The organism is Microcoleus sp. w2-18bC1 (assembly GCF_036700365.1).
GTDB lineage: Bacteria > Cyanobacteriota > Cyanobacteriia > Cyanobacteriales > Microcoleaceae > Microcoleus.
Map to the genome: position 1 here is coordinate 127,370 of NZ_JAUBOS010000008.1, position 13,095 is coordinate 140,464.

Consider the following 13,095-nt stretch of genomic DNA (forward strand, 5'->3'; position numbering starts at 1 on the left):
AAGGAAGAAAGAAGGAGCCAGAAGAAGTGTTTTTACAAATATGAGATGCTCCCAGCTACAAGCCCACCCTACAATAGTTTAGACTTATTGCAAAAGTCCCCTACTATCCTGCGTTGCGTCTATGGTTTCCCTATCAATGAAGGATTTATGCAATAAGTCTACAGTAATTGGAGTTCGCATCACACAGTCGTCAAAACTTGCTCTCTCAATTTCCCGATCAACTCATTCACACCTCCCGCATTCAAACGGTAACTCAGAGGATGACCGATTAAATAAGCTGAACTTTCAAACAAAACATCAATTTCCACCAAACCATTTTCTCGCAAAGTTTTGCCAGTCGAAACCAAATCCACAATTGCCTCCGACATTCCTGTAATCGGCCCTAACTCCACAGAACCGTAAAGCGGCACAATTTCCACCGGCAAATTCAAATTGTGAAAATATTCTCTTGCACAGTGTACGAACTTAGAAGCAACTCTACCGTGAGGAGGCAAATCCACAGTTCTTCGATAAGAACTAGATTCCTTCACCGCCACCGACAGCCGACATTTGCCAAACTTTAAATCAATTAAATTAGCAACTTTTGGCTTTTTTTCCCGCAAAACATCATAGCCAGCAATTCCCAAATCCGCTTGACCGTATTCCACATAAACCGGCACGTCGTGCGTCCTTACTAGCAAAGCTTTGGCAGTGCCTGTCGGGTCATATATTTGAAGTTGTCGGTTAGATGAATCGAGAAAAGCACTGAAGTCTAATCCAACCGATTTAAACAGCCGAATGCTATCTCCTAACAATCCGCCTTTGGGAAGTGCAACAGTAATCATGTCAATTTTTAGAGTGTAATTTTCTCAAGTTGGGAAGGGGGCGATCGCGGTCTAAGCAGAAACAGCTTTTACCAAACTCAGAATAACACATAGAGTTAATAGCAAAAAATAAATTTCTGGTATTGCTCGATCCTTTGTTTGAGGATATATTATATTTAGTAATTTTTTAGTGAGTCACTTGTTTCAAGGGCGCTCGGTATGGAAAACAATCAAGAATTGGATGAAAATTTTCACAGTGTAGACCAGGATTCCCTGAAAAAGATTACAGTAGATGAAATCCTCTCAGGCGGTGGTGTAGAGAAGGAGGAAATGGACTATACATTTGCTGTACCTAACACTAACCAGACCAGGGTTCCCAGGGACAGAGGCTTCTTATCTCATGTGCAATCCAGCGTGTTCGATCGCGCCCCCCGATCGCAGTTTGCAGAAAAACGCGGAACGCTGGGAGGCTGTTAATTTGACAACTCTCCGCCCTAGAAGGGCAGAGATTCTTGTATCATTCAGTCCACTTAATAAGTACAGCTTCCTGTACTTACCAGAGATGGTTCTGTCCTCAAGCTTTCGACTCATTGCAGAGTCTTGTTCTCGTGTGCCCCACGGTACAATTCAAAACCCAAAGTACTGGTTTCTCTGGTACTTGTTGCTCGAAGTTTTTACCCACGCAAGCTTTTCTGCGCGGAACTCCATAACTTCAGTTTTCAAGGTGCGTTGCCTTCAGGCGACAGGGTTTTTAATGTGGTTGAATACCCTAGCCACATTACAATATTATCACGACCAAGAATAAAAAGTCGTCCTATAAGGACGGGGCTTTAGACCCAATTTTTTGGTAAAATGCTTGCAGAGACTGGTGCAGACAACGAGCCGATCGCCTGATCGCCATTGTGTGTCACGCTTTTGTATATTCGACTCTAAAACTTAAAATTGCACAGGCGATCGGAAATAGCTAACAGCTACATTATGACCAAATTGACTCTGGTAATCGGCAACAAAAATTATTCCTCTTGGTCGCTGCGCGCTTGGCTGGCGATGAAACAAGCTGGACTGGAATTTGCCGAGGTGAGAATCCCCTTAGACTGGCCGACAACGCATGAAGAAATTCGGCGCTATTCTCCTTCGGGAAAAGTGCCAGTTTTAATCGACGGCGATCTGAAAGTGTGGGAATCTTTAGCAATTTGCGAATACGTTGCAGAACGCTTTGCAAATGATTTGTGGCCGACAGATGTAGCCCAACGGGCGATCGCCCGTTCCATCTGCGCCGAAATGCACGCGGGTTTCCAAAATTTGCGCGACAATATGCCGATGGACTGCCGCAACCGCTATCCGGGAGAAGGGATGACTGCCGGTGTCAAAGCAGAGATCGATCGCATCTTTTCCATTTGGCACGAATGCTGCCAAAAATTCGGGACAGGCGGCAATATGCTGTTCGGAAAATTCACAATTGTTGACGCTATGTTTGCCCCCGTTGTCATGCGTTTTGTCACCTACGGAGTCAAACTAGATTCATCAGCAAAAGCTTATGTGGATGCGATTTTGGCCTTGCCTGCCATCCAGGAATGGGTAGCAGCAGCTTGCAGCGAAACGGAAAGTATTCCACACATTTAAATTTAGCAAAAATCAGTTTACTTAACCTAAAATCTCAAATCTCAAATTTAAAATCAGGATGCGGATTCTTTTAGTTGATGATGAAGTTGAGTTAACTGACCCTTTGAGTCGAGTCTTAACGCGCGAAGGTTATACAGTTGATGTGGCATTTGACGGAGCAAGTGGCAGCAATTTAGCGATGCAGGGCAATTACGATTTGCTAATTTTGGATTGGATGCTGCCGAGACAAACCGGACTGGCAATTTGCCAGAAGTTGCGATCGCAAGGACGGAATACACCAGTGCTCTTTCTCACCGCCAAAGATACCGTAGACGATCGCGTACAAGGACTCGACGCCGGTGCAGACGACTATTTAGTCAAACCTTTTGAACTGCGAGAACTGCTAGCCAGAGTCCGCGCATTACTGCGGCGGGCTCCTACTTTTGATGCCGAGGTTGCTGTCGGGCGGCTGCAAGTTGCAGATTTACAGCTAGACTACGACAATCAATTAGCTTATCGGGGCGATCGTACAATTGATTTATCAGAAAAAGAATGTCAGTTATTAGAATACTTAATGCGTCATCCCGGTCAATTGCTAACACACGAACAAATCCACCAATATTTGTGGAGTGAAACAGAAAAACCCAGCAGCAATGTATTAGCCGCTCAAATTCGCCTGCTGCGCCGAAAAATAGAAACCCCTGGCGAATCTGTCCTAATTCACACAGTCTACGGCAGAGGCTATCGCTTTGGAGAAGCAAATTAAAAATAATATAAATTGTACAAAAATCATTTTTACTTCTTCCCTCTTCCTTCTTCTTTCTTCCTTCTTCGTTCTTCCTGACATCCGTTAAATCCGTTAAATCCGTTACATCCGTTACAGAATCCGTTGCCGAACTTCCCTCTTCCATCGGACTGACATCCATGACATCCGTTAAATCCGTTACAGAATCCGTTGCCGAACTTCCCTCTTCCTTCTGCTATATTATCTATTATCGGGGAAGTATGCACCCTAAATCCGCCCTTACGTATCTTGACAAACCAAAGTAATTACTGTCACCTCCGGCGGACAAAATAGCCTTCCCGGCGCATAAGTCCCCAAACCGCGATTCACGTACAGCAAATTACTCCCAACCCGATGCAAACCGCTAGCCCATTCCCAGTGAGTAACTACTCGATCCCAAGCCGACAGAAAAGGAATGAACTTTCGGATTCGTTTAGGAATAAAATAGCCAATTTTTCTGACCCAAGCGTACAAAGGGCCGATACCAGGAATAACAATTTGACCACCGTGAGTGTGGCCAGAAAACTGCAAATCAATCCGCCAATTTTGCAGCTTTTCAGCAGTGTCAGGATTGTGAGACAAGACAATCCGAGGAATCGCGGGATTTATGGATGTCATTACAGGTTTAGGCGCAAAATCGCCCGACCAAAAATCTGCTAACCCAACTAAAGCCAATTCAGAGCCCAAAGGATAGATTGCTTCGTTGTACAAAACCCGAATTCCGACGCTATTTAAAGCCTTAGTAACCTCTCTTTTTGCCTCCGGCCAGTAGTGGTCATGATTGCCCAAAACCGCGTAAATTCCCACCCGACTTTGCAAGTTTTTCAATCGCTGCACTAAGCCGTAAATAGGTGCGGGGTCATAGCTAATAAAGTCACCAGTTAAAAAAATCAGGTCTGGTTCGGCTTCATTGGCTGCTGCAATCGCCTCTTCTAGCAACCATTCCGACAGTCGCACCCCGTCATAGTGAAAGTCTGTAAGCTGTACAATTTTAGTACCGGATAGATTTGCTGGAAGATTGGCGATGGGTATTGTTAAATACTCTACTCGCAGTTTTCCAGTTAATAACCTGTGCATAAATCTAAGGTTTATTGGTTACAGAGCGCCACCTCTAGCTTAGCAAATAAACAGGCAAGACTGCAAAACTAGACATTCTTCCCTTTTCCTTATATCCTCTGACTAATGACTACAGTCCGGGACGCAAAAAGTGGAATTTCCTCAAGAGAATTCAAACAGAAATGCCCAATTTTTAGTTAGGCTTTCTTGCAAAATTGTTTCGGTATTACGCGCCCAACTAATACAGCATTTTTATTATAAAATTATGACTTCCGTAACAAGCTGTTTAAAACGCGATCAATTCTCTTCATACTGGCATTCCCCGCCTCTATATTCTTTTAGCAATTGTCAAAGCTGAGATTGGTGCCGATCCCCATCGCATCGGCTTACCACAGGGGGATTGATCCTACCAAACACTATCTCATTATTAATGATTTATTACTGAGTAGGTGGAAATAAACATGGCGTGGGGGAAGCCGAGTTTTGCATTAATAATAAACTGTGGCTAGTATATGTTATTGCCTTACCCGCCCCTAGGATATTTTATTTTTTTGTCGCGTCTGCCTAATTGTTAACTAATAACTTCTGACGAAAGCCGCTTCTTCTCAATATATTGCTGGTGGTAATCCTCTGCCATATAAAATTCACTAGCAGGTTTGATTTCTGTGGCAATATCTTTGTCGTATTTACCGGAACTTTGCAATTTGTTTTTGGAGATGCGAGCGGCTTTTTCTTGTTCGGAATTGTGATAAAAAATTACAGACCTGTACTGTTCGCCTCTGTCGGGGCCTTGGCGATTGATTTGGGTAGGGTCGTGACAGTTCCAAAATACATCAAGCAGTGTTTCGTAACTCACCTGCGATCGATCGTACTCTATCAGCACAGATTCAGCGTGACCAGTCACTCTGGCGCAAACATCGAGGTAGCAAGGATTGGGCCAGTGACCTCCTGTATAGCCCGCAGCCGTTGAGACGACACCCGCAACGGCGCGAAACTTGTGTTCAACTCCCCAAAAACAACCGGCGGCAAATGTGGCTTTTTCCATCGTGTTACTCATCGTATTGCGCTCAAACTTGGTAATAAATTATACTTGACATATTCCCATAAGTGTGCATTCCCAAACTAATCGCGGCTGTACGTAGTTTAGCAAATATTGCCGTGCTTTCTCCAATGGTTCTAAGGGCGATCGACTAATTCCCCCTGCCAAAAATTGTTGCCAGTAACAGTGCTGTAAATAATCGATTAACCACAACTGAGATTCAGTATCTAAAGTTTTATCAATTTCCTTTGCCAATTCCAAAGCAGACCGCAGATTTTGAGGCAACTGCTTCACCTTTTGCAGCAAATCATCGGGTATTGATTGCAGTTGCTGCCAAATTGAAATTGCCTCCCCAGGACTACCCTGAGCCATCCCCAGTACCTCGGAATGATCCAAAATCTGCGCGAATCCGGCTTGCTGCAAAACTTGTGCCATTGCTTCGGGATTCAGCCTAGAAAACTGGATTTTTTGACAACGGGAAATCAAAGTTGGCAGCAAAGCTTCTACTGTCGGAGCAATTAAGATTAGGGCTGCTTTTCCCGGTTCTTCCAATGTCTTCAACAAGCCGTTAGCGGCTCCCTCGCCCATTGTTTCTGCTTGTTCCAAAACTACGACAGAACGCGCAGCTTCTAGCGGCGGTCGGCTGAGAAAATCACCGATTTCTCGAACTTGTTCTAAACGAATTTGTGGTGGTGCTTTCCGTTTTAAACCGGCTTCCTCTGCTTCCTTTGGTGTAAGCCGTTTGCCTTGGTTCATGTAAGTGGGTTCTACCCAAAGTAAGTCTGGATGATTTCGCTGCTGCACGCGATTTTGTACCGAGGCTACGAGTTTGGTTTCGGGAAGATTGGCTGAGAATAAAAGCTCGATGAAACATTGAGCAGCTAAACTTTTGCCGATGCCGTTAGAGCCGACAAATAAATAACCAGGAGCAATTCGGTTTCGCTCGACTGCTTGTGTTAGCAATTCTACTGGTCGCTCTTGTCCGATTAATGATGTGAAATAATTCATGTGACAGTTGACAGTTGACAGTTGACAGTTGACATTTGACAGTTGACAGTTGACAGCTTGCCCGAAGAGCGCAGTCGAAGGGTTGACAGTTGACAGTATTCAGTTGACAGAAGGAAGTTATTGTAGGGTGCGTAAGGGGCGCTGAATGTAATGACTACCTATTCAAGAATTTTGCCCCGCTACCCTATGGTGAGTTAGTTACAACGAAGAAACCGGGTTTTTCCTCGAACTTGAGGATTTTTAGCAAATATTTCGTAAAAAACCCGGTTTCTGGCTATCTATGTAAGCTTACTTTTCAGAATTGGTATTATTTAAATATCCCCAAGCTTCTAACCGGCGAGTTACAATAGCTTGAATTTCCTGAGCGACTTCATATTCAGGCCGATCGGCATTTATGCGAACAATTCGAGATTTATTTGCATCGGCTAACTCCGCAAAACCTTGCTGCACAAGGCGGTGAAACTTCAAATCCGCTTGCTCGATCCGATCGCACCCTCCCCTGGCCCTTACCCTAGCCAAACCCGCTTCCACATTAATATCCAGCCACAAAGTCAGATCGCTTTCCAAGCCGCCGGTGGCAATGTCATTCAACTGCTTAATTAAATTTAACTTAAGACCGCGGCCGTAGCCCTGATAAGCGATCGTAGAATCAGTAAAACGATCACATAAAACAATCGTTCCTTTCAATAACTCGGGTTTGAGAAAAGTTTCGACGTGTTGAGCGCGATCGGCAGCATACATGAGTAATTCTGCTCGATCGGATACAGATTCGCCCCCATCTTGTTTCAGCAGCAAATGTCGCAGTCCCCTTCCCAACTCAGTACCCCCCGGTTCGCGAGTAGCCACCAACCGGACTCTCAGACAGCAACTTGCTTGCAGAAACTGTATCAAGCGCTGCATTTGCGTAGTTTTACCCGCACCTTCAACCCCCTCAAACACGATAAGTTTGCCCTTCATTGCCCTAACTTTCCACCTGAATAAAATAAATCCATATTGTTCTGTTCATCTGTTCTAGGTTCGGTATGATAATAAAGTCTAAATGCCTCACGGCTGGAGTTGTCTATGGCTCGCTATACTGGTTTTTTTATCGTTGCCGTTCCGATCGACCGTCTCCGTCAATCCCTGATTGAAATTTTAGAGTCATGCAATCTTGATATTATCTACAATACAGGAGATTCCGTCATGGCTCGCGAACTTCCCGGTCAAGTTTCGATTGCCAAACTTGTCACCGCAGAAGTCCTAATTGAGAAAAACACGGCTAGCGACTCAGAGGTTCGCATGAACTTCGTGATTAAAAACGAGGAACTGCCCCTGCAAACCAACAACCACTGCCGTCAAATGTTCGAGCTAGTGAGTCGTTCAATTATGAACAACAATAACTGGCGACTTTTGGAAAGTATGGCACTGTAGCCATCAGTCAGTCAATTTGAGGTGTGAGATTTTCGCTTGACTCTACAGATGAATCAGGGGGTTCTAACTAACGTGGAAACTTCTTGGCTCTCGACTCCTGGTGTGAGGGGTTTGTTTCCCTCTTGGTATGAGGTCATCAGTCATTAATTTCTAACTAATGACCGATGACCTCCGACATTTATCTGTCATCCCTAAATTTAAGCTCGAAATCCCCGACGCAAAAACAAAGAATTTGTCACAACGCTAACAGAACTAAACGCCATAAATGCTCCCGCCGCCGCAGGACTGAGTAGAATTCCGGTTGCAGGCAGCAAAAGACCCGCTGCAACCGGAATTCCCAGAGTATTGTAACCAAAAGCCCAAAATAAATTTTGGCGAATCTTATTAAAAGTAGCGCGCCCCAGTTCGATCGACTCAACAACATCCATCAAAGCATTTCGCATCAACACAATTTGAGCAGTCTCAACTGCGACATCCGTACCGCAGTGCAAACCGATACCGACATCCGCTTGAGCCAAAGCCGGGGCGTCATTGATGCCATCCCCCACCACAGCCACTTTACAGCCTTGGGCTTGCAAAGTCGCGATCGCCCTCGCCTTCCCCTCCGGCCGCACCTCGGCCAAAACATCAGCCGCCGCCAAACCTAGCTGCTGCGCCGTCACCGCCGCCGCAGACGCCGTATCCCCCGTCAGCATCATCACCCGCAATCCCATGCCCCGCAAACGTTCCACCGCCGCCTTAGCATCCGGTCTCAGAGTATCTTTTAGCCCGATTACCCCCAGCAAAACGCCGCCAGAAGCCACGTAAACCGCCGTTTTGCCTTGCAAAGACTCCGACAATTCCGTCGCCACAGCGACCCCCTGCTCTTTCATCCACTCAGCATTTCCCGCGAACACCCGCCGGCCCTCCACCAAAGCCGAAACCCCCAAGCCCGGTTCCGTGCAGAAATCTTCAGCAGCTAGCAGCGGCAAACCTTGCTGTTGAGCTTCCAGCAAAATCGCTGCAGCGATGGGATGACAAGCGCCCCTTTCCACCGCCGCCGCAATTTGCAGTAGTTTTGAGTCAATTGTGGAACAAACCTCTTGTTTGTTTCCAGAAACCCCATCAATTGTGGAACAAACCTCTTGTTTGTTTCCAGAAACCCCATCAATTGTGGGACAAACCTCTTGTTTGTTTCCAACATTAATATCTGAGTTGAAATCCCACTCCGAATTCTGGAAAATCGGCAAATAATCTGTGAGTGTGAGATTTCCGGTTGTCAGAGTGCCAGTCTTGTCAAAAACTACAGTATCTAATTGATGCACCCGTTCTAAAACATCACCACCGCGAATTAAAAGTCCGCGCTCCGCCCCGATGCCAGAACCGACTAAAATTGCAGTTGGGGTAGCCAGTCCCAACGCGCAAGGACAAGCAATGACTAAAACTGCGATCGCCAATTTCAAACTTAAGAGCAAAGGCGATTGATAATGGATAATTGGCAATTGATAATCGGTAACTGATAAGTGATTTCCCATGCCCAATGCCCCATTCCCGATGCCCATTGCCCCATGCCCGATGCCCGATGCCCCATGCCCCATATCGTGTCCTAAAAGCACAGAAGGCCAAATATGGGTGCCGGCAAAATACCAAAATAGGAAAGTTAAAACCGATATCCCCATTACCCCATAAACAAAATATCCCGCCACAGTATCAGCTAAATTTTGAATCGGCGCTTTGCGAGTTTGGGCTGCCTGCACCAAAGCCACCATTTGAGCTACAGTGGTTTCCTTACCGGTGCGAGTTGCCCGCATCACAACTGCGCCGGATTTATTGATAGTTCCGGCGGCAACTGTATCTCCTGGTTGCTTCAAAACAGGCATCGATTCGCCACTCAGCATCGACTCATCTATTGTTGTTTTGCCTTCGCAGACTTCACCGTCTACCGGTATTTTTTCCCCTGGCAGAACTTGCAGCCATTCTCCGACTCGGACGCGATCGGCTGGAATTTCAATGTATTGTGGATCGTAGACCGCAGATGTCGAGTTTAAAGGCAATTCTTGCGATCGCAAATCCAAACTCGAAAGTTTAAAATCAACTAAGCGGGCTTTTGCCGGTTGCAATGCCATTAAAGCTTGCAAAGCAGAGGCAGCGCGGCGTCTGGCTTGCTGTTCGAGAGTTTTGCCCAACAAAATAAAGCCCAGCAGCATCACCGGTTCGTCAAAAAAGCACTCCCATCCCATCCGTGGAAACAGCAGCGCCGCGTTGCTAGCGGTGTAAGCTGTGACAGCGCCTAAAGCTACCAAAGTATTCATGTTGGGTGCATTTCGCCACAAACTGCGGCACCCGTCAACGATAATCGGGCGGCCCGGTAGCAGCAAAGCTAGGGTAGCGAGTCCCCAGTGAAACCAAATATTGCTGAGAATTGGGGCTTTTGTGCCGAGTACGTGACCTAAACCGGATAGAATAATTAGGATAAGGGCGATCGTCAATTGCTTGATTTGCTGTCGAATTTCTTGCCCCCGCCGTTCAATTGTTGCCGCTTCTGCTTCCGCCTGATTTTCACCTAAACGAGACTGAGAGGGAAATCCATTATCAGTCAACTTTTTCGCTAAAGCCTCTGCATCGACAGTCCCCGGTTGACACTCAACCGTCGCGACTTCTACGGCCAAGTTAACGCAAGCTGAAATTACGCCTGAATACTGCATGAGTTGACGTTCCACAGCTTTCGCACAGCCGGCACATTTCATCCCGCCGACATCGAAAGTAACAAGTTCTGGCAGTGAGTCTTTAACTGGTAGGATTTCTGCTTGAATTTCGGGAATAGTTTTGGGCAAAAATTGCATGGTTTTTTTTGGTATTGATTAGAATATTTGGGTAGTTCTGAAAGGATTTAATGCACTGTTTAGACAAATGTCTATATTTTTATCATAGATAAATATTGTGGCATCTTCCAAAAGTGTTAGTTTTTTTTAATTCTTATTAGTTCCCCGCTGTTAAATCCTTAGTCCGGCAGGGGTTTCAACTACTGTCGGAATGCGAGTTTAATGCTAAGACACGGTTTGGACACGGCAGTGCCGTTTCCCTATTTGGTATAATGACCCAATTGCCTAGTTAGTATCCAAATTTTATTTGACCAATTTAGCTATGACAGCCACACCCAAATTTTATATTATCAAACGTCCTGCCGGTAATTGCGAAATTTTGCCGTTGGCGGAACCCTCGCAGAGGATCGCGCAACTCGAAGAACAAAACCCCACTATTATTGAAAAGTGGGGCCCTTACGATTCGCCCGAAGATGCTATCGCCCGCCGCATCGGATTAATTCGCGCCGGCAAATGCCAGCCGCAATGAGGAATTATATCAATTCTGGTTGCACCGGAATTATTGTTGACTGTTGACTGTTGAAGGAGGGGTTGAAAAACTGAATGATAGTTGAGTATTGACTGTTGATTCGATTTTACAATTCCGATGCTAGCGGAGTTGATATTAATATTACTTTCCTCCCCGTCGCGAAAGCTAACGTGATATCAAATATTTTAGCATCAAAATTATTCCTATCTCTCTTCTATTCATCTGCGTAAATCAGCGTCAATCCCTTGTCCGGGGCGGTTAATACATTCTCTTTTTTTCACCGCAGATGAGGGCAGACAAACACAGATTAACGCAGATGAATTAGATTAATTTCGGTTGCACCGTCCGAGATTGTTGGGTGTTGACTGGGTTTGATCTGACTCGCAATGACGGATTGCAAAAAATACCGAAGCATTCGAGTTGAAAATCTGGGCTTTGGGCCGTAAATCTTCGCCGAATGCTTTTTTTGAACTGACACCTACACAAGTTTTCTATTTAGATTTAGAAGGTGCTGCACTCGGTTTTGCTTGCGCTGCATTTGGTTTAGCTGGCGCAGCATTCGGTTTGGCCTCCGCCTTATTGTTCCCAGTTTTACCAGTAACTTGCTGTGTCAAAACTTCCATAGCTTTTGCGTACTGCGGATCGGCCGTCGTAGCGATTTTATCGCGATCGCGCCTCAATTCCTGTTTTTGAGCGTCGGTGAGTTCTACCTTAAAATCCGGTTCAATCCCGGCGTGGTTGATATCAGTGCCGTTGGGAGTAAAATACTTGGCAATTGTCACCGCTAAACCGGCACCATTTCCCACGCCGCGTACTGACTGAACTAAACCTTTACCAAACGTCTTTGTTCCCACCAAAACCGCGCGTTTGTTGTCTTGCAAAGCACCGGATAGAATCTCGCTAGCACTTGCTGAACCGCCGTCTACGAGTACAACTAACGGTTTGTCTGTGAGTTCTGCCTTATTTGCCGTTTGTTTATCGGCCTCACCGACTCGATCGACCGTCGAGACGATCGTACCTTCTTTGAGCCACATCCGAGCAATTTCAATACTTCCGTACAGCAACCCGCCGGGATTGGAACGCAAGTCTAAAATATAGCCCGTCACTTTTTTCTGTTCCAAATCCTTAATTGCCGATCGCATTTCCGATGCAGCATTCGCACTGAACTGATTTAAGCGAATATAGCCGACTTCTCCGATGGGAGTTTTCTGCACCGACTTCCGCACAGGATGAATTTCAATTTTAGCGCGTTTCAGCTTAAATTCTAATTCTTTGCTTCCCCGCAAAATCGTCAGCGTCACCTCAGTATTCACCTGACCGCGAATCAAACTTACTGCTTGATTCGTATCCATGCCTTCTGTGCTCTTGCCGTCAATCTTAGTAATGATATCTTTTGCCAGAATACCAGCACTAAAAGCAGGGGTATCTTCGATCGGCGAAATCACCACCAACTTCTTAGTTTCCTCATCTTGAGTCAACTGAATCCCAACTCCTGTGAGTTCCCCAGAAGTTTCAACCTGCATATTTCTGAACTCTTGAGGGTCCATAAACCGCGTATAAGGATCATCCAGCTTCTTCAGCATTTCCCGAATTGCTTTGTAAGCTTCGTCGTCGCTGGTATAAGTCCGGTTCAAATAATCATTCCGCACCGCTTTCCAGTCAACCTGGTTAAAAGTGCCATCTACATAACTTTTGTCAATAATTTGCCAAACTTCATCAACTAACTCTTTAGGGCTTCCCCTAAAAGAAGCCAGAGATTTAGAACTGCAACCAGTGTTCGCAAGAGTTACGGCAGTGAGTACCACCGCTGCTGCACTTAGAACAAGCCCTCGTTTTGTTATAACCATTTGTGTGACGCGCGGGAGGAAAAGAGTTCACAATAATTACGCTCAATCTAACACAGGCAAGGCCTGCTCGCCTTTGGCGTACATATATTATTCCATTTTGCCGAGTTCTGCGGTGTCAACTTAAGACTGAAACCCTCTATCTCTTTCGTTTGTATCAAAGTCTCGATCCCCCTAAATCCCCCTTAAGAAGGGGGACTTTGAGCGCTCTTGTCCCCC

12 protein-coding genes are annotated in these 13,095 nt (G+C 45.7%); 5 read left to right on the forward strand and 7 right to left on the reverse strand.

From position 1 onward, the window contains the following. Positions 1 to 179 precede the first annotated feature (179 nt). Entirely contained in the window at positions 180 to 824 is a 645-nt protein-coding gene (hisG, locus tag QT979_RS07825; protein ID WP_333076539.1) for an ATP phosphoribosyltransferase, read from the reverse strand. Positions 825 to 1,022: 198 nt separating this feature from the next. Here hisG and QT979_RS07830 point away from each other — a divergent pair, with 198 nt between their 5' ends. From QT979_RS07830 to rppA, 3 genes are all read left to right on the forward strand, one after another. Next, on the forward strand, positions 1,023 to 1,280 hold the full coding sequence (locus tag QT979_RS07830; protein WP_333309072.1) for a hypothetical protein: 258 nt from the start codon (positions 1,023 to 1,025) through the stop codon (positions 1,278 to 1,280). A gap of 501 nt (positions 1,281 to 1,781) precedes the next feature. Beyond that, positions 1,782 to 2,426, forward strand: coding sequence for a glutathione S-transferase family protein (locus tag QT979_RS07835; protein ID WP_333309074.1), 645 nt, complete (start codon positions 1,782 to 1,784; stop codon positions 2,424 to 2,426). A 58-nt stretch (positions 2,427 to 2,484) separates the two neighbouring features. Continuing rightward, complete coding sequence (gene rppA, locus QT979_RS07840; protein ID WP_333309076.1) at positions 2,485 to 3,171, forward strand: two-component system response regulator RppA; 687 nt, start codon at positions 2,485 to 2,487, stop codon at positions 3,169 to 3,171. A 258-nt stretch (positions 3,172 to 3,429) separates the two neighbouring features. Here the strand turns inward: rppA and QT979_RS07845 are convergent, their stop codons facing one another. The 4 genes from QT979_RS07845 to tmk form a co-directional block, all read right to left on the reverse strand. After that, complete coding sequence (locus QT979_RS07845; protein ID WP_333309078.1) at positions 3,430 to 4,266, reverse strand: metallophosphoesterase; 837 nt, start codon at positions 4,264 to 4,266, stop codon at positions 3,430 to 3,432. 550 nt (positions 4,267 to 4,816) lie between these two features. Next, the gene (msrA, locus tag QT979_RS07850; RefSeq protein ID WP_445304760.1) at positions 4,817 to 5,302 is read right to left on the reverse strand and encodes a peptide-methionine (S)-S-oxide reductase MsrA; all 486 of its coding nucleotides are present in this window, start codon (positions 5,300 to 5,302) and stop codon (positions 4,817 to 4,819) included. A 27-nt stretch (positions 5,303 to 5,329) separates the two neighbouring features. Then, positions 5,330 to 6,292, reverse strand: a complete 963-nt coding sequence (locus tag QT979_RS07855; RefSeq protein ID WP_333213068.1) for a DNA polymerase III subunit delta' — start codon at positions 6,290 to 6,292, stop codon at positions 5,330 to 5,332. 288 nt (positions 6,293 to 6,580) lie between these two features. Continuing rightward, positions 6,581 to 7,249: a dTMP kinase gene (tmk, locus tag QT979_RS07860; protein ID WP_333309080.1), complete on the reverse strand. Its 669-nt coding sequence runs from the start codon at positions 7,247 to 7,249 to the stop codon at positions 6,581 to 6,583. Positions 7,250 to 7,354: 105 nt separating this feature from the next. Here tmk and QT979_RS07865 point away from each other — a divergent pair, with 105 nt between their 5' ends. Then, the gene (locus QT979_RS07865) at positions 7,355 to 7,702 is read left to right on the forward strand and encodes a hypothetical protein (RefSeq protein WP_190659999.1); all 348 of its coding nucleotides are present in this window, start codon (positions 7,355 to 7,357) and stop codon (positions 7,700 to 7,702) included. 197 nt (positions 7,703 to 7,899) lie between these two features. Here QT979_RS07865 and QT979_RS07870 read toward each other — a convergent pair whose 3' ends face one another. Beyond that, the gene (locus QT979_RS07870; protein ID WP_333309082.1) at positions 7,900 to 10,524 is read right to left on the reverse strand and encodes a heavy metal translocating P-type ATPase; all 2,625 of its coding nucleotides are present in this window, start codon (positions 10,522 to 10,524) and stop codon (positions 7,900 to 7,902) included. Positions 10,525 to 10,825: 301 nt separating this feature from the next. Between QT979_RS07870 and QT979_RS07875 the strand changes: the two genes are divergently transcribed. After that, positions 10,826 to 11,032 (forward strand): DDE transposase family protein, encoded by a 207-nt coding sequence (locus QT979_RS07875; RefSeq protein ID WP_333213065.1) that lies wholly within the window; start codon positions 10,826 to 10,828, stop codon positions 11,030 to 11,032. 491 nt (positions 11,033 to 11,523) lie between these two features. Here the strand turns inward: QT979_RS07875 and ctpC are convergent, their stop codons facing one another. Then, on the reverse strand, positions 11,524 to 12,879 hold the full coding sequence (ctpC, locus tag QT979_RS07880; protein ID WP_333213064.1) for a carboxyl-terminal processing protease CtpC: 1,356 nt from the start codon (positions 12,877 to 12,879) through the stop codon (positions 11,524 to 11,526). Positions 12,880 to 13,095 lie beyond the last annotated feature (216 nt).